The 19,444-nt window shown below is 68.8% G+C and carries 23 protein-coding genes; 18 read left to right on the top strand and 5 right to left on the bottom strand.

All coding sequences use genetic code 11. The features are described from left to right. Nucleotides 1-38 precede the first annotated feature (38 nt). The 5 genes from AACL56_RS20855 to AACL56_RS20835 all read left to right on the top strand — a co-directional run bounded on the left by AACL56_RS20855 (nt 39) and on the right by AACL56_RS20835 (nt 5,546). On the top strand, nt 39-1,019 hold the full coding sequence (locus AACL56_RS20855; RefSeq protein WP_339091708.1) for an AraC family transcriptional regulator: 981 nt from the start codon (nt 39-41) through the stop codon (nt 1,017-1,019). Between the two features lie 103 nt (nt 1,020-1,122). Further along, nucleotides 1,123-2,058 (top strand): tryptophan 2,3-dioxygenase, encoded by a 936-nt coding sequence (locus AACL56_RS20850; protein ID WP_339091707.1) that lies wholly within the window; start codon nt 1,123-1,125, stop codon nt 2,056-2,058. Between the two features lie 26 nt (nt 2,059-2,084). Then, the gene (locus tag AACL56_RS20845) at nt 2,085-3,278 is read left to right on the top strand and encodes an amino acid aminotransferase (RefSeq protein WP_339091706.1); all 1,194 of its coding nucleotides are present in this window, start codon (nt 2,085-2,087) and stop codon (nt 3,276-3,278) included. Next, complete coding sequence (locus tag AACL56_RS20840) at nt 3,275-4,450, top strand: FAD-dependent oxidoreductase (protein ID WP_339091705.1); 1,176 nt, start codon at nt 3,275-3,277, stop codon at nt 4,448-4,450. The genes AACL56_RS20845 and AACL56_RS20840 overlap by 4 nt, the downstream gene beginning before the upstream one ends. A gap of 82 nt (nt 4,451-4,532) precedes the next feature. Next, nucleotides 4,533-5,546, top strand: coding sequence for a Bug family tripartite tricarboxylate transporter substrate binding protein (locus AACL56_RS20835; RefSeq protein ID WP_339091704.1), 1,014 nt, complete (start codon nt 4,533-4,535; stop codon nt 5,544-5,546). Between the two features lie 15 nt (nt 5,547-5,561). On the opposite strand, the gene AACL56_RS20830 is transcribed toward AACL56_RS20835, so the two are convergent. Then, complete coding sequence (locus AACL56_RS20830; RefSeq protein ID WP_339091703.1) at nt 5,562-5,870, bottom strand: hypothetical protein; 309 nt, start codon at nt 5,868-5,870, stop codon at nt 5,562-5,564. A gap of 160 nt (nt 5,871-6,030) precedes the next feature. On the opposite strand from AACL56_RS20830, the gene AACL56_RS20825 reads away from it, so the two are divergent. The 7 genes from AACL56_RS20825 (at nt 6,031) to AACL56_RS20795 (ending at nt 11,446) form a co-directional block, all read left to right on the top strand. After that, nucleotides 6,031-6,702, top strand: coding sequence for an alpha/beta hydrolase (locus AACL56_RS20825; protein WP_339091702.1), 672 nt, complete (start codon nt 6,031-6,033; stop codon nt 6,700-6,702). 39 nt (nt 6,703-6,741) lie between these two features. After that, entirely contained in the window at nt 6,742-7,059 is a 318-nt protein-coding gene (locus tag AACL56_RS20820) for a putative quinol monooxygenase (RefSeq protein ID WP_339091701.1), read from the top strand. Nucleotides 7,060-7,224: 165 nt separating this feature from the next. Further along, complete coding sequence (gene gshA, locus AACL56_RS20815; RefSeq protein ID WP_339091700.1) at nt 7,225-8,784, top strand: glutamate--cysteine ligase; 1,560 nt, start codon at nt 7,225-7,227, stop codon at nt 8,782-8,784. A gap of 147 nt (nt 8,785-8,931) precedes the next feature. Then, entirely contained in the window at nt 8,932-9,312 is a 381-nt protein-coding gene (locus AACL56_RS20810) for a response regulator transcription factor (protein ID WP_339091699.1), read from the top strand. Between the two features lie 150 nt (nt 9,313-9,462). Next, nucleotides 9,463-10,392: an SDR family NAD(P)-dependent oxidoreductase gene (locus AACL56_RS20805; RefSeq protein ID WP_339091698.1), complete on the top strand. Its 930-nt coding sequence runs from the start codon at nt 9,463-9,465 to the stop codon at nt 10,390-10,392. A gap of 111 nt (nt 10,393-10,503) precedes the next feature. After that, complete coding sequence (locus AACL56_RS20800; protein ID WP_339091697.1) at nt 10,504-10,950, top strand: nuclear transport factor 2 family protein; 447 nt, start codon at nt 10,504-10,506, stop codon at nt 10,948-10,950. Next, nucleotides 10,940-11,446 carry a MerR family transcriptional regulator gene (locus AACL56_RS20795; protein ID WP_339091696.1) on the top strand — a complete coding sequence of 169 codons (507 nt, stop codon included), beginning with the start codon at nt 10,940-10,942 and terminating at the stop codon, nt 11,444-11,446. The genes AACL56_RS20800 and AACL56_RS20795 overlap by 11 nt, the downstream gene beginning before the upstream one ends. Here AACL56_RS20795 and AACL56_RS20790 read toward each other — a convergent pair. From AACL56_RS20790 to AACL56_RS20780, 3 genes are all read right to left on the bottom strand, one after another. Then, nucleotides 11,433-11,792, bottom strand: coding sequence for an HPF/RaiA family ribosome-associated protein (locus AACL56_RS20790; RefSeq protein WP_339091695.1), 360 nt, complete (start codon nt 11,790-11,792; stop codon nt 11,433-11,435). The two genes, AACL56_RS20795 and AACL56_RS20790, sit on opposite strands and share 14 nt — an antisense overlap. Before the next feature lie 120 nt (nt 11,793-11,912). Continuing rightward, entirely contained in the window at nt 11,913-12,341 is a 429-nt protein-coding gene (locus AACL56_RS20785; protein WP_130422069.1) for a CBS domain-containing protein, read from the bottom strand. Between the two features lie 147 nt (nt 12,342-12,488). Next, complete coding sequence (locus AACL56_RS20780; RefSeq protein ID WP_339091694.1) at nt 12,489-13,106, bottom strand: cell envelope protein SmpA; 618 nt, start codon at nt 13,104-13,106, stop codon at nt 12,489-12,491. 215 nt (nt 13,107-13,321) lie between these two features. Between AACL56_RS20780 and ylqF the strand changes: the two genes are divergently transcribed. Further along, complete coding sequence (gene ylqF / locus AACL56_RS20775) at nt 13,322-14,284, top strand: ribosome biogenesis GTPase YlqF (RefSeq protein ID WP_339091693.1); 963 nt, start codon at nt 13,322-13,324, stop codon at nt 14,282-14,284. 13 nt (nt 14,285-14,297) lie between these two features. Here ylqF and AACL56_RS20770 read toward each other — a convergent pair whose 3' ends face one another. After that, nucleotides 14,298-15,146, bottom strand: coding sequence for a hypothetical protein (locus AACL56_RS20770; RefSeq protein ID WP_339091692.1), 849 nt, complete (start codon nt 15,144-15,146; stop codon nt 14,298-14,300). 133 nt (nt 15,147-15,279) lie between these two features. On the opposite strand from AACL56_RS20770, the gene AACL56_RS20765 reads away from it, so the two are divergent. The 5 genes from AACL56_RS20765 to AACL56_RS20745 all read left to right on the top strand — a co-directional run bounded on the left by AACL56_RS20765 (nt 15,280) and on the right by AACL56_RS20745 (nt 19,434). Beyond that, a complete protein-coding gene (locus AACL56_RS20765) occupies nt 15,280-16,374 on the top strand; it encodes a suppressor of fused domain protein (protein ID WP_339091691.1) in 1,095 nt (364 codons plus the stop codon). Nucleotides 16,375-16,406: 32 nt separating this feature from the next. Then, the gene (locus tag AACL56_RS20760; protein WP_339091690.1) at nt 16,407-16,850 is read left to right on the top strand and encodes a transcriptional repressor; all 444 of its coding nucleotides are present in this window, start codon (nt 16,407-16,409) and stop codon (nt 16,848-16,850) included. 108 nt (nt 16,851-16,958) lie between these two features. Next, a complete protein-coding gene (gene ykgO, locus AACL56_RS20755; RefSeq protein ID WP_013542562.1) occupies nt 16,959-17,108 on the top strand; it encodes a type B 50S ribosomal protein L36 in 150 nt (49 codons plus the stop codon). Nucleotides 17,109-17,241: 133 nt separating this feature from the next. After that, a complete protein-coding gene (locus AACL56_RS20750) occupies nt 17,242-17,949 on the top strand; it encodes an ABC transporter ATP-binding protein (protein WP_339091689.1) in 708 nt (235 codons plus the stop codon). 84 nt (nt 17,950-18,033) lie between these two features. After that, nucleotides 18,034-19,434: an ABC transporter permease subunit gene (locus AACL56_RS20745; RefSeq protein WP_339091688.1), complete on the top strand. Its 1,401-nt coding sequence runs from the start codon at nt 18,034-18,036 to the stop codon at nt 19,432-19,434. The last annotated feature ends 10 nt before the right edge of the window (nt 19,435-19,444 follow it).

Below are 19,444 nucleotides of genomic sequence, written 5' to 3'. Positions count from 1 at the left end.
TTCCAGACAGACCACGACCACCGGGCGGCACGAACAGCATGGACACAGGGCGCGACGGCGACGTACTCAGCCATGTGCTTGCGACATACAGGTCCGAACGCGCGGTGACCGCGCGCTTCTCGCTGTCCGCGCCCTGGGCGCTGCACTCGACCGGCGTGGACGGCCCGCTGATCCGCCTGTGCACCGGCGCGCCCTATTGGATCGCGGTGGCGGGCGCCGAGCCGGTGCAGGTGGCGCCGCACGACATCGCCATGCTGCCGCAAGGCGGCGCGCACACCGTTTCTTCCGCACCGGGACTGGCGCCGGCGCCGTTCCGCACCCTGATCGAAGCGCATTCGGTCGGCCGCCACGGCGACCATCCGATCGTCTTCGCGCACGGCGGCGGCGGGGCCACGACCGAGCTGTTCTCGCTGCACCTGTGGATACCGGCGCAAGGGCTGGGTTCGATCATCGCGAGCCTGCCGCCGCTCATCGTGCTGCGGCAGGCGCAGATTCCCACGACCGCGTCGCTCGCCCAGGCCATGGAAACGCTGGTGAACCAGACGGTGGCGCAGCGGCCGGGCTGGCAGCTGTCGGCGGCGCGCATGGCCGACCTGCTGCTGGTGCACATCCTGTGCGAGCACCTGCATGCCGCGCCGCACGAAAGCTCGCCTGCCGACCCGGCCAGCCGGGTCGGCAGGCTGCGCGGGCTCGACGACGAGAGCATCGCCCGTGCGATGTCCCTGATGCACGAGCGACCCGGGCACCCCTGGTCGGTCGCCACGCTGGCGCAGGCGAGCTACCTGTCGCGCACCATCTTCAGCGAGCGTTTCCGCGCGCTGGTGGGCGTGACGCCCATGCACTACCTGGGCTCCTACCGCATGACGCTGGCTGCCGAGAAGCTCAGGAACCGGCAACTGAACCTGCACCAGGTGGCCGAGTCGGTCGGGTATGCGTCGGAGAAGGCGTTCTCGCGCGCCTTCCAGCGCTGGACCGGGCTCACGCCCAGCGCCTACGCGCGGCGGCACGGCGCAGGCTGACGCCGCCGCACCGCGCGTTCGCCTCGCCCGCTGCGGACGAACGGTGCCCAAATCCGGCGTGCCGGAGGTTGAGGCTGCCGCGCGCGAACCGAACAATCCGTGCATGCCCATCCCACGCCAACGCGTCATTCCCCAGGTCCGCGACCCGGCGCTCGAACTCTCGCTCGTGAAGCCGATCGCCACCGGCGACAACCGGCAGCGCGCCGCCACCGTGCAGGCGACCGACGGCGAGCCGATCGTGTCCTTCGAGGGCACCAGCAACCCCTATCTGGAGCACCAGCGCAACGACCTGCTGCTGAGCCTGCAGCACATGCGCAGCGAGGGCCACGACGAAATGGTCTTCATGTGCATCACGCACTGCAAGGAACTCACCTTCAAGGCCACGCACTACGAGCTGGCCAACATGCAGGCGCGCATCCGCGGCGGCGAGGTGGCCGGGGCGCTGCAGCTCGTGCCGCGCGTGCGTGCGCTGCTCGAGTTCCTGGGCAAGACCTGGGACGTGCTCTCGACCATCACGCCGCACGAGTTCAACCAGTTCCGCAACACCCTGGGCATCGCCTCCGGCCAGCAGTCGTACATGTACCGGCACGTGGAATTCATCCTCGGCAACAAGTCGATCGCGCTGGCGCGGGCGCATGCCAACAACCCCGACGTGTGGCCGTACATGGAGCGCGCGCTGAACTCGCCGAGCCTGTACGACGACGTGCTTGCGCTTTTGCACCGCAGCGGCGTGGCCATGCCGCCCGAGGCGCTGGCGCGCGACTGGTCGGCGTCGTACGCGCCCAGCGCGGGCGTCGAGGCGGCATGGCTGCAGGTCTATGGCGACCCGACGCCCGAGAACGACCTGTACCGGCTCGGCGAGGCGCTGATGGACATCGCCGACGTCTTCTCGCAATACCGGTGGCGTCATTTCGTGTCGGTCGAACGCATCCTGGGCTTCAAGCCGGGCACCGGCGGCTCGGCCGGCGTGGGCTGGCTGCGCAGCGTGGTCGACCACCGCTTCTTTCCCGAGCTGTGGTCCGTGCGGACGCGGCTGTGAGCCGTTCATTCATTTCTGGAGCCCGTGTGTTCGATCGATTGCCGGCGTACGCCGAAGACCCCATCCTCGGCCTGTTCGAGGCCTTCAAGGCCGACCCGCGCGACCGCAAGATCAACCTCGGCATCGGCATCTACTGCGACGAAGAGGGCTGCGTGCCGGTGCTCGCGTCGGTGCGCGCGGCCCAGGCTGCGGGTGCGGGTCTGCAAGGGCCCAGCACCTACCTGCCGACCGAGGGCGGCGAGGCCTATCGCCGTGCGGTGCGCGAACTGGTGTTCGGTGAAGCGGATGCGGCCGACATCGTGGTGGTGCAGACGGTGGCCGGCACCGGCGCGCTGAAGGCCGGCGCCGACCTGCTGAAGGCCCTGCAGCCGGACGCTGCGGTGTGGATGCCCGACCCGACCTGGGCCAACCACGCCGCCATCTTCGGCGGCGCCGGCCTGCGGGTGGAGCGCTATCCCTACTACGACAAGGCCACCGGCGGCTTCGACCTCGCGGGCGCGCTCGCCACGCTGCGGAAGCTGCCGGCCGGCAGCGTGGTGCTGCTGCACCCGTGCTGCCACAACCCGACCGGGGTCGACCCGTCGCAGGCCGAGTGGCATGCGCTGCTCGATGCGATCGGCGAACGCGGCCTGCTGCCGTTCTTCGACATGGCCTACCAGGGCTTCGCGCAGGGCGTGGACGAGGACGCCTGGGCGGTGCGCGAATGCGTGCTGCGCGGCGTCGCCTGCCTGGTCGCCAGCTCGTTCTCCAAGATCTTCTCGCTGTACGGCGAGCGCGTGGGCGCGCTGAGCGTGCATGCGCCGGCGGCAGACAAGGCGCGGCTGCTCGGGCAGATCAAGCGCGTGATCCGCCGCAGCTACTCGTGCCCGCCCGCGCAAGGCGCCGCGCTGGTGGAGGCGGTGCTGTCGAACCCGGCTTGGAACGCGCAGTGGCGTGGCGAACTCGACGGCATGCGCCGGCGGCTGCGCACGATGCGCATCCGGCTGCACGGCCTGCTTGCCGAGGCCCTCCCGCAGAAGGATTTCGGCTTTCTCACGGCGCAGAACGGCATGTTCAGCCATTCGGGCCTGCGGCCTTCGCAGATCGAAGCGCTGCGCACGCGTTTCGGCGTGTACCTGGTGGCGTCGGGGCGTCTCTGCGTGGCGGGGCTGAACGATGCCAACCTCGACCATGTAAGCACGGCGCTGGCCGAAGTGTGCGCGGGCGAGGTCGGGCCATGAGGGCCGCCGGCACGGTGCTGATCGTCGGCGCGGGCATCGCGGGCTGCTCCGCCGCCATTGCGCTGGCCGACCGGGGCTTCGAGGTCATGCTGGTCGAGAAGCAGGCCGAATGGCGCTTCCAGAGCTCGGGCATCTTCATCTACGGCAACGGGCTCGAGGCGCTGCGCAGGGTCGGCGTGCTGCCGCAGATCCTGGGCGCGGGCTTCGTGATCGAGGATGGGCGCAACGTCTACCTCGACCATCACGGCGCGCCCATCGTCGACGTGTTCTATCCGCGCTCCAGCGGCGGCGCGGCACCGATCGTGGGCATCAAGCGCGCCGAGATGCATCGCATCCTGGCCGCGCGGCTCGAGGCCGCGGGCGTCGAGATCCGGCTGGCGACCACGGTGGCGGCGATCAACGCGCCGGCCGGGGGCGCGCAGGCTGCGGTGGTGTTCTCCGACGGTTCGGCGCGGCGCTTAGACCTGGTCGTGGGTGCGGACGGCATCCGGTCGCAACTTCGCGAGGCCGTCTGCGGGCCTGTCGCGCCGCGCCACACCGGCTTCGGCGTGTGGCGCAGCGTGCACGAGCGCCCGCGCGCGCTCGTCGCGAAGATCATGCAGATGGGCATCGGCAAGCGGCTGGGCATCATGCCGATCAGCGACGACCGGCTCTACATCTTCGGCACGGTCAGCGAGCCGGCCGGCCACTGGCATCCGAAAGAGACCTGGCCGCAGCGCATGCGCGAGTGCTTCGCCGAGTTCGGCGGACCGGCGCGACAGTTCCTCGACGAACTCGGCACGGATTCGGAAGTGCTCTATACCGCCGTCGAGGAGGTGCAGGCGCCGCTGCCCTGGCATGCGGGCCGCTTGCTGCTGATCGGCGATGCGGCACATGCATCGACGCCGTTCATGGGGCAGGGCGGCGCCATGGCGGTGGAGGACGCGGTGGTGCTGGCGGAGATGCTGTCGGCGAACGGCATCTCCGGCGCCACGCTGCGCGCCTTCGGCGAACGCCGCTTTCCGGTGTGCCGCTTCGTGCAGGACGCCTCGCGCAGGGTGGGAGAGGCGGGCGCGCTGGAAGACGCCGCCAGCTGCGAGCGGCGCAACGGGGCGATGCGCGACGGTGCGCAGCAGCAGGTCGATGCCTTCTACCGCCAGATGGACGCGTTGCATATGCCCGAACGCGACTAAGCATCTGACGAATGAGTCGTTCGCTTGCCGCGGAAGGCGCGACAGAATCGCGCGCTTTGCCTCTTGCAACCGAAAGTTCACCATGCGCGTGCCCTCCCTTCCGAAGCTGCTGCAACTGTCCGGGCGTGTGCTTGCTCTCTGCGCCGGCGCTTCGTTCGCTTTCGCCGCGCTGGCCCAGCCTCAGAACCAGACCCAGGCCGCCTACCCGTCGAAGGCCGTGCACATCACTGTCGCCAACACACCGGGCAGTTCGCCCGACGTGCTCGCGCGCTACCTGGGCCAGCGCCTGTCGGAGCAGTGGAAGCAGCCGGTGGTGGTCGACAACCGCGCCGGCGCGGCCGGCATCCTCGCAGCCGACGGGCTGGCCAAGGCGCAGCCGGACGGCTATTCGCTGCTGGTGGGCGCGGACGGGCCGATCACCATCCTGCCCAACATCCAGCAGGGCCTGCCCTACGACGCGCGGCGCGACCTGGTGCCGGTGGTGTCGCTCGGGCAGATCGACTTCGTGCTCGTCGCCAACCCGAAGACCGGCTTCCACTCGGTTGCCGACTTCGTGCGCGCCGCCAAGGCGCACCCGGGCCGCATCAACTACGCCTCGGCCGGCAACGGCAGCCCGCAGCAGCTCAGCATGGAACTGCTCAAGCAGAAGGCGGGCATCTACGTGACGCACATTCCCTACCGCGGCGGGCCGCTCGGCATGCAGGACGTGATCGGCGGGCAGGTCGACGTGATGTTCATCGCAGTCGGCCCCGCGCTGCCGCACATCCGCAGCGGCCGGCTGGTGGCGCTGGGCACCAGCGGCGAGAAGCGCCACGCGCTGCTGCCCGAAGTGCCGACCGTGGGGGAGACCTATGCGGGGTACCGCTCGGGTACGTGGTTCGGCCTGTTCGCGCCGGCCCGCACGCCGCAGCCGGTGCTGGACGCCATCGCGGCCGATGCGGGGCGCATCGTGCAGGCGCCGGCCACGCGCAGCGAATTGGCGGCGCAGGGCATCGAGGCCACCGGATACCCGCAGCGGCAGTTCCAGGCGAGCGTGGCGGCCGAGTACGAGCGCTATGCGCAGATCGTGAAGGCGGTCGGCATCAAGGCCGAATGAGGCGGCCCGCCCGCATCACCTGAGCGATCGGCCCAGCGCCTTGGCAAAGGCCTGCACGTCTTCGTCGCGGCACACCTCCGCGGCCAGCGGGGCATGGCCCTGCGCCACCGCGGCCAGCGCCATCGCCTTCTTCGGGCAGAGGCCCAGGCAGCTGCACTGCACCACGCGCAGGCGCACCGGCAGGCCCGACAGCCCGTGCTTGAGTTCCTTGCGGACCTGCCTGGCCCGCAGCCTGGACGGCCCGTCCTTGCGTTCTTCGCACTCGCCGCAGACCAGCACGACGCCGGCCAGCTTGGTGTCGACCAGGGGAGGGGATTGGCTCACGCGGGTTTCCTTTTTTCCGACGGGCTCGATGCCCTTGCGGTCCATGTTGGGCGCGGCGCAACGATGTGCAAGTCAGCCAACCGGCCGTTTCCATGCCTCTGGCAGGCCTCGAATGCGCTAAGGTCCGGCCATCCGCGTTCCTGAATACCTTTGTCCGACCATGTCCCTTGCCACCAGCGCTCCCATCGAGATCGAAACCGCTCCCAACCCCACCGCCACGGTGATCGTGATGCACGGCCTCGGTGCCGACGGCAACGACTTCGTGCCGATCGCCAATGAACTCGACCTGTCGTCCGTGGGCCCGGTGCGCTTCGTGTTCCCCAACGCGCCCGTGATTCCCGTGACCATCAACGGCGGCTACCGGATGCCCGCCTGGTACGACATCGCCGTGCCCGACCTGGCCGCGCAGGAGGACGAGACCGGCCTGCGCCGCTCGCAGGCGGCCATCGAGGCGCTGATCGCCAGCGAGAAGGCACGCGGCATCGCGGCCGGCCGCATCGTGGTGGCGGGTTTCTCGCAGGGCTGCGCCATGGCGCTCATGACGGGCCTGCGCCACACCGAGCGGCTCGCCGGCATCGTCGGTCTCTCGGGCTACCTGCCGATCGCCGCCACCACCGCCGCCGAACGCCACGCCGCCAACCATGAAACGCCGGTGTTCCTCGCCCATGGCCGCCAGGACCCGGTGGTGCCGCTGGCCGCGGCCGAGCGCTCGCGCGACGCGCTGGCCGCGCTCGGGCACCCGGTCGAGTGGCACGAGTACACGATGGCGCACTCGGTGTGCATGGAGGAGGTCGCGGATCTCAACCGCTTCCTGCTGCGCGTGCTCGGCTGACGGCCGCCCGGCGACCGCTGCAACCTGAAGGAGACAAGAATGATCCTGGTCATCGGACACGCACTGGCCAAGCCCGACACGCTGCAGGCGATGCTGGCCATCAGCGTGGAGCACGTGCTGCGCTCGCGCGCCGAGCCCGGCTGCATCTCGCACGAAGTCACCACCGACGCGCAGCAGCCGCTGCGCCTGACATTCGTGGAGCGCTGGAGCGACATGGGCGCGCTGCAGGCGCACTTCCGCGTGGATGCGTCGCGCGCCTTCGGCAAGGCGCTGGCGGGCATGGCAGACGGCATGCCGGAGATCCACGTCTACGAGTCGCAGGAGATCGACCTGTCGGCGGGCCGCGCGAAGGCCTGATTTTCACAAGCCGTTTGCGGCCCTCACGAGCATGTCCTCTATGCGAACAGCTATCAAAAAAATAGCACTGGACAGGATGGAGAATGCCGGGATTCCCTGCGCGAGCAGTGCCCGCGCGCCCGTGCTACCTTCCAGCCCCTCAGAAGATTGATGGGTCATAACAATATGAGCAACAGATTGCAGGAGAGGTTGGGTGCACTTTCAGCCGCACGACTGAAAGGCATGCGACGCGGTATCGAGAAGGAAAGCCTGCGCGCGCTGCCGGACGGCAAGCTTGCGCTGACGCCGCACCCGATCGCCCTGGGCGCCGCGCTCACGCATCCGCACATCACGACCGACTTCAGCGAATCGCAGCTTGAACTCATCACCGGCGTGCACGCCGACGTCGACTCGGCCCTCGACGAGCTCACGCGGGTTCACCAGTTCACCTACCGCGTGCTCGACACGCTCGGCGGCGAGCGGCTCTGGGTGTCGAGCATGCCCTGCGGCCTGCCGACCGACGAGACCATCCCGATCGGGCGCTACGGCTCGTCGAACGTGGGCCGCGCAAAGAGCGTCTACCGCATGGGCCTGAGCCACCGCTACGGCCGCCGCATGCAGACCATCTCGGGCATTCACTACAACTGGTCGCTGCCCGATGTGTCGAGCGAGCAGTACTTCGCCCTGATCCGCAACTTCCGCCGCCACGCCTTCCTGCTGCTGTACCTGTTCGGCGCCTCGCCTGCGCTGTGTTCGAGCTTCGTGGCGGGCCGCCCGCACGAGCTGCAGCCGCTGGGCGACGGCAGCATGTTCATGCCGCACGGCACGTCGCTGCGCATGGGCCGCCTGGGCTACCAGAGCGAGGCGCAGGCGTCGCTGGCGGTGAGCTACAACAGCCTCGAGGGCTACGGCGCCTCGCTGCAGGACGCGCTCACGCGCCCGTGGCCCGCCTACGAGGCCATCGGCATCCGCAACCTTGGCGGCGACTACAACCAGCTGGGCACCAGCCTGCTGCAGATCGAGAACGAGTTCTACGGCACCATCCGCCCCAAGCGCGTCATCAACCCCGGCGAGCGCCCGCTGCATGCGTTGCGCGAGCGCGGCGTGGAGTACGTCGAGGTGCGCCTGATGGACCTCGACCCCTTCGAGCCCGTGGGCATCAATGCGCAGACCATGCGTTTCATCGATGTGTTCCTGCTGCACTGCCTGCTCAGCGACAGTGCCGACGACACGCCACAGGAAATCGCCGAACTCGCTCAGAACCAGCACCTCACCGCGGCGCGCGGCCGCGAGTTGGGGCTGCAACTGCTGCGCGGCGGGCGCGAAGTGGGGCTCGCCGAGTGGGGCGCCGAGCTGGTCGAGCAGTGCATGCCCATCGCGGCGGCGCTCGATGCGGCACAAGGCAGCGGCACGCTGCACGCCGATGCCGTGCTCGCAGCCAGGGCTGCACTGCAGGCGCCCGACAGCCTGCCCTCGGCACGCGTGCTGGAGGCCATCGAGAAGCAGCACGGCAACTCCTTCGTGAGCTTCGTGCGTGCCCGCTCGGAGCAGACCCGCACCGAACTGCTCGCGCTGCCGTTCGCGCCCGCGCTGCAGGCGCAGTTCGAGCAGATGACGGCCGAATCCATCCAGGAGCAGAAGCGCATCGAGGCGGCCGACACCATGCCCTTCGAGATCTATCGCGAGCAGTACGTATCGCCCGCGCGCCTGGGCATGGCCCGCGGCCGCATGGCGGTCGCGGCCTAAGGGCTGCAGCACAGTTCCGGCCGCCGGCGCCGCAGTGCTTCGCGCCGCGGCGCCTTCGCCAGCCGACAGGTGCGGGGGCCGATGGCCTACAGGCATTGGCCCGACTCGCCCACCGCGCGCCCGCGACGCCTCGCGACGATGGCGGACATGACATTCAAGGCCTACCTCGTCGAAGACAGTCCGGTGATCCGGGAAAACCTGGTGGGTTTCCTGGAGGACGTGGCTGACGCGCAGGTCGTGGCGTCGGCCAGCACCGAGGACGAGGCAGTCACGTGGCTGCGCATGCACACCGACGAATGGGACCTGACCATCGTCGACCTGTTCCTCAAGCGCGGCAACGGCCTCGGCGTGCTCCACGCCTGCCGCAACCGGGCACCGCACCAGAAGGTGATCGTGTTGAGCAACTACGCCACCCCCGACATGCGCGAGCGGTCCGAGCAGCTGGGCGCCGATGCGTTCTTCGACAAGTCGGCCGAACTCGACGAACTGGTGGCCTATTGCGAGCGGGTGGGAGCCTCGCACGGCTGACCCGCGAGGCCGGCCGGGGCTGACGCCAGGGCGACTTGTCCTCCCTGCGGTGGACTGCGCGCCGCTGCCGTTCTGGGTTAAAACGCCACGCTGCAGCCTTCGGCGCGGCAACGGAACAACGGCAACTCCCTAGGAAAGCGACAGAGAGACATGAGCAGCAGCAACAGCACCATCGACTTCAAGGGCCGCGTGGCCATCGTGACCGGCGCGGGCGGCGGCCTGGGCCGCCAGCATGCGCTGGCCCTGGCGGCGCGCGGCGCGAAGGTGGTGGTCAACGACCTGGGCGGCGCACGCGACGGCTCCGGCGGCTCGGTGAGCGCCGCGCAGGCGGTGGTCGACGAGATCAAGGCGGCCGGTGGCGAGGCCATTGCCAACGGCGCCTCGGTGACCGACTTCGAGGCGGTGCAGGCCATGGTGAAGCAGGCGGTGGATGCCTGGGGCCGCGTGGACATCCTGATCAACAACGCCGGCATCCTGCGCGACAAGAGCTTCGCCAAGATGGAACTGGCCGATTTCAGGCTGGTGGTCGACGTTCACCTCATGGGCGCGGTGAACTGCACCAAGGCCGTCTGGGCGCTCATGAACGAGCAGAAGTACGGCCGCATCGTGATGACCACGTCGTCGTCGGGCCTGTACGGCAATTTCGGCCAGAGCAACTACGGTGCCGCCAAGCTCGCGCTCGTCGGGCTGATGCAGACCTTGAGCCTGGAAGGCGCGAAGAACGACATCCGCGTGAACTGCCTGGCGCCCACCGCCGCCACCCGCATGACCGAAGGCCTGATGCCGCAGGAAGTGCTGGACGCGCTCAAGCCCGAGGCTGTGGTGCCCGCGATGCTGGTGCTGGCCGCGCAGGACGCGCCCAACCGCACCATCCTCTGCGCCGGTGCCGGCACTTTCGAGGCCGCGCACATCACGATGACGCAGGGTGCCTGGCTGGGCATCGGCCCCGATGCGCCGGAGCAGCTGGCCGCCCGTCTGGCCGAGGTGACGTCGCGCGAAGGCGAGACCGTGCCGCAAAGCGGCGCGGCGCAGGGCACCAACGAAGTCGGCAAGGCCATGGCGAACGCCAGGCGCGGCTGACCGGGCCGCCGTGTTCACGGCGCTTGACCTCGAGTGCACTCGAGCATTTCCAATGAATCCACCGCGGGCCCGATCGGGCTCGCGGGCCATTCAACCGAAGGAAACCAAGCCATGAACACGATCGACAACAAGGCCCTCGTCCGGCACATCCACGCCGAGCTGGACAAGGGCAACGGCAGCGTCTTCGTCGACAGCCTCGCGGAAGACGCCAGCTGGAAGCTGGAGGGCAGCACGGCGTGGTCGCGCACCTACGTGGGCAAGAAGGCCATCCGCGAGGAGCTGCTGGCGCCGCTCTTCGCACAGTTCGCCGGACCCTACGCCAGCAAGACCGAGCGCATCATTGCCGAGGGCGACCGGGTGGTGGTGCTGTTCAGCGGCGACGTGTCCACCAAGGCCGGCAAGCGCTACAACAACCGCTATTGCTACGTCTACCGACTCGAAGGAGGCAAGGTGAAGGAGCTGACGGAGTACTTCGACACCGCGCTGGTACAGGAGGCACTCGATGCGCCCTCCATGCAGTCGACACCTGCGGTCGTCGCAACCGCCCATGCCGGCTGAACGGGGAACCCCCTTCCACATCGGCGAGCTGGCCTCGCGCACGGGCCGCACGGTGCACGCCATCCGCTGGTACGAGACGCAGGGCCTCGTGCCCGGCGTGGCGCGCGACGACGGCGGCCGGCGGCTCTATGGGGAGATGCACGTGGGCTGGCTCGACCTGATGGAACGGCTTCGCCGCACCGGCATGTCGATCGCCGAGATGCGCGAATACACGGCGCTGGCGATGCAGGGCAAGGTCACGCTGCGCGAACGGCGCGACATGCTCGCCGCGCACCGCGAGCGGGTGAATGCGACCATCGCGCAATGGAAGCGTGCGCTCTCGCTGGTCGACCGCAAGATCGATTTCTATGACGCCTGGATGGCGAGCGGCCACAGGCCGCCGCTCATTGCTGAGGAAGCGCCCGCCGAACTGCCCGCACTGGATGCGCCGAAGGCGCGCCAGCGCGGACGCGGCCGCGGATCGGCAGCCGCCGGCAAGGCCCTCACTCGGCGATGAAGCCCGGGTCGGTGCGGATCGAGCCGCGATCGCGGTGGTTGTGAAGGCGCCCCAGCGTGTTGTCGAGCAGGCGCTTGAGCTTGTCGGCCGCGCCGCGGAAGGCCTCGTCCAGGCTTGCGGCGTGTTGCGTGACTGCCAGCGGCTGGTGGTGCGCGAGGCGCGCTTCCATGACGCAGCACTTGTCGGCGCCGCCGGTCTTGTCGTGGTTCTCGTCACTCAGGTGCACCTCGACGCGCGTCACGTCCTCGACGAAACGGCTCAGGTGCTGCTTGATCTCGGTGTCGGCCCAACGCTCCAGCGCGTCCTTGTTGGTGATGCCGTTGCTCGTGTTGACCTGAATCTGCATGTGCAATGTCCCTGCTGGATGGATGAACGAAGGCCCACTGTGCGCCCGCAACCCCCGCATTGCGCGTAGGTCGATTCCCTACCCATGCGCCGGGCAGGGTCCGCAATGCGCCGGACTTGCTCAGCTCTGGATGTACGTGGTCAACTGCTCGATGGTCGCCTCGTGGTCCGAGATGATGTCGTCCATCAGATCCTGGATGGAGATCATGCCGACCACCTTGTCGCCGTCGACCACCGGCAGGTGGCGGAACTTGCGCTGGCTCATGAGCGTCATGCAGGCGCGCGTGCGGGTCTGCGGGGTGACGGTCATGACGTCGGGCGTCATGATCTCGCGCACCTTCACTTCCTTGGAGTTCTTGCCCTGCAGCGCCACCTTGCGGGTGTAGTCGCGCTCGGAGAGAAAGCCCACCAGCTTCTCGCCGTCCATCACCATCAGCGCGCCCACCTCGAAGCGCGCCAGCGTGGACAGCGCGTCGAACACGCTGGTGTCGGGGGAGGTGCGCCATGCTGCGGAATCATGGCGCTTGAGCAGTTCGGAGACGGGTTTCATCGCGGGTAACTCCATCGAAGGGTTGTCGATTCGACCGACGCTCGGGCGCCGCACTCGGTCAAATGATAGGGGCGATATCCGCCACCGCGATGCAAAAACCTCTAGGGGATTGCATGTGTGTGCAACACATGCGCGATGCGCGAGAACTTAAGGCTGAGCCGCCGCGCCCCCCGGGGCCGCGAGCATGCGGCTGAGCGTCACCGGGTCGCCCACCACGGTCTTCACGAGGCCCTTGTCGTCGAAGCTCACCTGGAACTCCGACCAGCTGTCCCGCCAGTAGCGCCAAACGGGCGCGTCGAGGCTGGGGTTCTCGCTGGCCACGGGATAGCCGATGGCCATCAGCACCTGCTCGCGCGTCATGCCGGGCATCACCTTCATGGCGAGGATGGCGTCGCGCACGGCGGGCGCGAAAGCGGCCATCTTCTGCTTCGGATCTTCGGTGACCACGTAGCGCTGCGCGAACGCCGGCAGCGTGAGGTTGCGGCTGTAGTCGTTCTTGATGCGTTGAGGCTTGCCCGCGATGTCGGCGTCGAACCAGCGGAAGTCGTAGGCCGTGATGCGCGCCGGCGAGCCCACCGCCACGATGCGCGTGCCCTGCTCGTCGTAGTTGATGTCGCTGATCGAACTGCCGTACGTGCGCATGTTGCAGCACAGGTAGCCATTGGTCATGGGCCCGGCGGGCGCGGAGGGCCGCTGGGCATGGGCAACGGTCGCGGACACGGCGGAAGCTGCCAGCAGGGCGGCAGCGGCAAGGCGCTTGGACATGGATTCCCTCGATGATTTGTTGGAATGGCTGCGCGGGCAGCGCGCGGATTCTAGGGGGCGGATACGGTTCGACCGAAGGCAGAATGCCCGCTTTCAGCTATCAAAAGCGTAGCGCGCAGTGGCCGTTCAGGTTGCGGGGCCACAATGCGCACCCGTCCCCTGCGGATGGCATCCGATACCGCACACCAGCACAAGAACAGAAAAGGCACCCACCGATGGCGATCCAATGGTTTCCCGGTCACATGTATTCGACCCAGAAGGCCCTCGCCGAGCGGGTGAAAGACATCGACGTGGTCATCGAACTGCTCGACGCGCGTCTGCCCGGCTCGAGTGCGAACCCGATGCTGGCCGAGCTCACCGCGGGACGGCCCACGCTGAAGGTGCTCAACAAGCAGGACCTCGCCGACCCCGAGCGCACCGCGCGCTGGCTCGCGCACTACAACGCACTGCCGGGCACGCGCGCCATCGGTCTCGACGCGAGCCTCGCCACGCCCGCGCAGCAGCTCGTGAAAGGCTGCCACGAACTCTCGCCCAACCGGGGCGGCATGGCCAAGCCGATGCGCGTGCTGATCTGCGGCATTCCGAACGTGGGCAAGTCGACGCTCATCAACACGCTCACCGGCGGGCGCAAGGCCAAGACCGGTGACGAGGCCGGCATCACCAAGCTCGAGCAGCGCATCACGCTGGCCGACGACTTCTACCTGTGGGACACGCCCGGGATGCTGTGGCCGCGCATCATCGTGCCCCGGAGCGGCTACAACCTCGCCGCCAGCGGTGCGGTGGGCCGCAATGCCTTCGACGAGGAAGAGGTGGCGCTCGAGCTGCTCGGCTACCTCAAGGGCAACTACGCCGCAGGCGTCTCGGCGCGCTTCAAGCTGGTGGAACTCGACGACGAGGCCATGGCCGCCATGAAGGACGAAGACCTCCTGGACACCATCGGCCGCAAGCGCGGCGCGCTGCTCGGCAAGGGCAGGGTCAGCATGCAGAAGGCGGCGGAAATCGTGATGCACGAGTTCCGGGCGGGCAACCTCGGGCGCATCACGCTCGAGACGCCGGAAGAGTTCGCGCAATGGCTGGCCGACGGCCAGCGCGCCGACGCCGAGCGCGCCGCGAAGAAGGCCGCGCGCAAGAAGCGCAAGCCGGGCGGAGAGCCCGCGGGCGACGACGCCGCAGCCTGACCCGGGCTGTGGCTCAGTCCAGCGCGAACAGGGCGGCGGCTGCCTCGTTCAGCGCAGCGGTGCGGCGCGTGTCGGGGCGCGGTCCTGCGGCCGCCAGCGCGCGCTGGTACATCGCGATGCGCGTGGCCGACACCGGCCGGCACAGCGGACGCCCCACGGTCTGCGCGAAGCCCCGCTCCGGCACGACGTAGCGCCCCGGCCCCAGCCGCGCGAAGCGGATGTAGGCCTGCAGCGCGTAGAGCATGTCGGCGTGCAGGGCGTCCATGCGCTTCTCCGCGTCGCTGCCGATCTGCGCGTAGCCCTTCGCGTCCTTGGTGACCTTCAGGCCCAGGATGTCGGCCATGTCGATCTCGTAGTGCGTGAAGTCGCCGTAAGGGCGCTTGCAGTCGATCATGAAGGTGCGCCAGTTCGCATGCTGCAGCAGCCGGATGTGCTCGTCGGTCACGTCGAACGCGTTGCGCTTGCCAAAGGGCGGCAGGAAGCCGTAGTGGCCCGGCGCGAAGCTGGCATGCAGGAAGAAGGCTGCGCTGACCTTCACGAAGCGGTCGATGACCGGCGAGGCCGTCGTGTCGCCGGCTTCGAGCGCATCGCCGAACTGCTCGAGCGACAGGTCGGGCGGAACGATGCCGGGGGCACCCGATTCGCAGGGAATCCATTCGGCCGTGCTGCGGCGGAACCAGTCGATGTCTTCCTGCGTGATGGCCACGCTGCCGGGAGCCGGCGATGCCGCAGGGCCGGCCGTGGCCGGGGCGCCTGCGGACGCCGGTGCGCTGCGTTGCCCGCAGCCCGAGGCAGCGAGCAGGGCGGAAGCCGCGCTCGCGGCCGAGAAGGCCAGCGCGCCTCGCCGATGGATCCGTCTCACGTTCTTTTCTCCCATGGTATGCAGTCGATCGGGCTCCAGAGGATGCCACGCGGGCCTGACGTCCAACTGAGGACATCCGCGCCGTGTAGCCTTGCCCGTCCGATCCACCGCCCCCATCACTACAAGGAGCCGCATGACCGAAGCCACGCACGACCTGTCCGACGACGCCGAAGACCTGTCGCCGGGCTGGGACGCCATCAGCGCAGCACTCGACCGCCTCTACCCAGGACAGGAACCAAAGCACTATGCGACGCTCGTCAAGTGGATGCTCGGCGGCCCCGACCCGCTCGACGGCGTGAGCGCGTGGAAGCGCCTCTCGCCGGTGCCGCACTGGCACTTCGTGACCTACGGGTTGAGCGAGCTGTACGCGAAGGAGTCGGACGACGCGGACACCAGCGGCTACGGCTTCGAGCTGACCTTCCGCCTGGCCTGCGAACCCGGTGAACCCGCCGATGCCGAACCGCCCGCTTGGGCAATCAATTTCCTGCAGAACCTCGCGCGCTATGTGTTCAAGAGCGGCAACGTGTTCGACGACGGCCACTGGATGACGGCCAACGGTCCCATCGCGCTGGAGCGCGACACGCTGATCTGCTCGATGGGCTTCGTGTACGACCCCGAACTGCCCGCCATCGACACGCCGAACGGCCGCATGCACTTCCTGCAGGTGGTCGGCCTGACGCAAGAGGAGGAGCGCGCCGCCAAGCAGTGGCAGACGCGCAAGCTGCTCGACGCCCTGCTGCCGAAGATGCCGCTGTGGGTGACCGACCTCGCGCGCCCGTCGCTGCTCGGCGATCCGGAAGTGCGCGCCCGGGTGGACGAGGGCGCGCGGCGCGACGGCTCGTCGAGCGGCTTCCTGTTCACCGACGTGCTGGGGTGGAAGGTGCAGAAGCGGCTGCTGCGTTCGCCCGTCACCGACATCACGTTCGGCGCGCTGCAGGTCGATGAGCTCACCACGCTGCTGCCGCTGCGCCTGCCGTTCGGCCGCGGCTTCAGGCTGGCCGGCCGCGAGGGTTCCGTGCTGTTCGAGCGCGCCGATGCAAGCAGCGCGAGCGAAGGCGAGGACGGCCTCACGCTTCGGCTGACCGACGCCGCCGTGCACGAACTGGCCCGCACGCTCAAACCGCTGGCAGGCACCTACGTGCTGGGCAGCCTCGACAGCGTGCGCTTTCAGGTACAGCAGACGGTCATCAGGGACGCCGAGGGCAAGGTCGTTCGCACGGTCGGCTGATGCCCTGCGGGGAGGCCCACTATCATCGAACGATGCAACGTCTCACGCGCCAACGCAACGCCGTTTTCTCCGCCTTCAGCGACGCCGGTCGCGTCCTGACCGCTCCTGAAATCCTGGCGCACGCGCGCGAGATCGTGCCCGAGATCAGCCTGTCGACCGTGTACCGGCAGGTGTCGCTGCTGCTGGCGGACGGCGAGATCGCCAAGGTCGAGCTGCCGGGCGAGCCGGCGCGCTACGAGGTCGCCTGCAAGCCCGCCAGCCATGCGAAGCACGATGGCCGCGAGGCCGACCACCACCATCACTACTTCCACTGCTCGAGCTGCGGCCAGGTCTTCCTGCTGCACGCCTGCCCGGGTCCGATGACCGACCTCGTTCCGAAGGGCTTCCAGGTGAAGAGCCATGAGGTCACGCTGCACGGCGTGTGCGCGTCGTGCGCCGGCGCTTCGCCCAGGCGCAGCGCCGGCAGGGCGCACTGAGGCCGCCGCGCGGCAGGTCGGCTGCCGGTCAGTGTTCGGCGTTATTGAGAATGAATTTGCAATAACGTATAGTCGCGGGTCCCGAAACTCCGAGGCCCGTGTACAGCCATGCAAGTCCTTTCCTCGCTCAAGGAAGCAAAGAAGCGCCACCGCGATTGCCAGGTGGTGACGCGGCGAGGCCGCACCTACGTGATCTGCAAGTCGAATCCGCGCTTCAAGGCCCGCCAGGGCGGCGCGAAGAACAAGAACAAGCGCTGAGCTGAAGCGCTGCCGGCGCGCATTCCCCACGCACCGCGCCGGCTTTTCCCAAGAACACCGAACGAACGAATGCCACGGCGCACCCGCGCCGGCGCGAGCCTGCGCGCAGCTTTCTCCAACCTGGGTTTCCTCCATGCTCCGAGCCACCGGCCTCACCAAACAGTACGGCGCCCACACAGTGCTCGATCGCCTCGACCTCGACATCCGCGCCGGCGACATCTACTGCCTGCTCGGTGCCAACGGCGCAGGCAAGACGACCACCATCAACCTGTTCCTGAACTTCATCGCGCCGAGCGGCGGCACGGTCGAGATCAACGGCACCGACGTCACGCGCCACCCCGTGGCCACCAAACAGGACGTGGCGTACATCCCCGAGCAGGTCACGCTGTACGGGACGCTCTCAGGGCTGGAAAACCTTCGCTTCTTCGCCGGCCTCGCGCTGGGCCACGAACTGCCGCGCGAACGCCTGCTTGCGCTGATGAGCGAGGTGGGGCTCGACCACGCTGCCGCCGACAAGCGCGTGTCGGCCTACTCGAAGGGCATGCGCCAGAAGGTGTGGATCGCGGTGGCCATCGCGAAGCAGGCCAAGGCGCTGCTGCTCGACGAGCCGACCTCGGGGCTCGACCCGCACGCCGCCGCCGAGTTCTCCGACCTGCTGCGTCGCGCGGCCGACAGCGGCGTGGCCGTGCTCACCACCACGCACGACCTGTTCCATGCACGCCAGACCGCCACGCGCGTCGGGATCATGAAACGCGGGCGGCTCGTGGAAAGCCTCGACGGCGAAGCGCAGATCGCGCGCACCGACCTGCAGTCGCTGTACCTGCAGCACATGAGGAGCTGACATGGAACACCCCCTGTCTTCGCGCACTTCGTATCGCTTCGCCGACCCCCTCGCCGGGGGCGCGCACCGCATGGGAGTGTCGTCATGCTGACAAGCTGGATCGCACGACGCGAATTTCTCGAACGCCTGCGCGACGGGCGACTCTACTGGGCCGGCGGACTGGTCGTGGTGCTGCTGCTCACCGCGCTCGCGGTCGGCTGGGCGCACCAGCGCGATGCGCGTGCCGAACAGCAGGCGGCGCAGGCCATGGACTACCACGACTGGCTGCACCAGGACCGCCGCCATCCGCACGACGCGGCGCACCAGGGCATGCATGCCTTCAAGCCCGAGGCGGCGCTGGCCATGATCGATTCGGGCATCAACCCGTTCATCGGCAGCACCGTGTGGCTGCAGGCGCACCGCCAGAGCGAGGTGAAGTTCAATGCCGCGCAGGACGCCACCGGACTGCAGCGCTTCGGCAACCTGTCGGTCGGCTGGATATTGCAGGTGCTCGGGCCGCTGCTGGTGATCGTGCTGGGCTTCAATGCCTTCGCAGGCGAGCGGGAGCAGGGCATCCTGCGCCAGACGATGAGCCTGGGCGTGGCGCCGATGCGCCTGCTGGCCGGCAAGGCACTGGCACTCGCGGGCTCGCTGGCGGTGTTGCTGCTGCCGGCGGCCGTCGTCGCGGCCATCGCCGTGACCGCCGGGGCGGGCGAGGGCGAACGCATCGACGCGCTGCTGCGCTTCGGCACGTGGTCGTTCGGCTACGCGGTGTACCTCGGCATCTTCGTCTTCGGGGTGCTCGGCGTGTCGGCCGCGTCGTCGACATCGCGCATGGCGATCACGCTGCTGCTCGCACTGTGGATCGCGCAGGCCGTGATGGCGCCGCGCGTGCTTTCCGAGCTGTCGCGCGCGTGGTTCCCGAGCCCGACGCGGCTGCAGTTCAACCAGGCACTGGGCGCGGAACTCAAGGCCGTTTCCGACCGGACCTGGCAGGAGAACTTCGGCACCACCGAGCGCTGGGGCCGCGACGTGCCACTCGCCAAGTGGGGCCTTGCGCTGCGGCTCGACGACCAGGCTTCGTACCCCGTGTACGACCGTCACTACGGCCGCCTGTGGGACACCTGGGAGCAGCAGCAGGAGGTGCAGGAATGGAGCGGCCTGCTGCTGCCGCTGCTCGCGATCCGCAGCTTCTCGATGGGCATGGCGGGTACCGACTTCGCGCACCACCGCAGTTTCACGACCGCGGCCGAACTGCACCGCCGCCGCATCCAGGACCTGATGAGCGCGGACCTCGTGGCGCATGCCGACCCGATGGGCGACCGCCACTTCGCCTACCAGGCCTCGCCCGGCCTGTGGGCCACCGTGCCGCCCTTCGACTACCGCCCACCGGGTGCGGGATGGGCATTGACGCACCAGCTGCGCAGCCTGGCCGTGCTGTGCGCCGGGCTGCTGCTGTCGATCGTGTTCGCCGCTGTCGCCACGCGGCGGCAGCGCGCGCTGTGAGGAGCCACGC

The organism is Variovorax paradoxus (assembly GCF_902712855.1).
GTDB classification, from domain to species: domain Bacteria; phylum Pseudomonadota; class Gammaproteobacteria; order Burkholderiales; family Burkholderiaceae_C; genus Variovorax; species Variovorax paradoxus_Q.
Note: the sequence above shows the minus strand (reverse complement) of the source record. Positions and strands in the feature narration are given on the sequence as shown.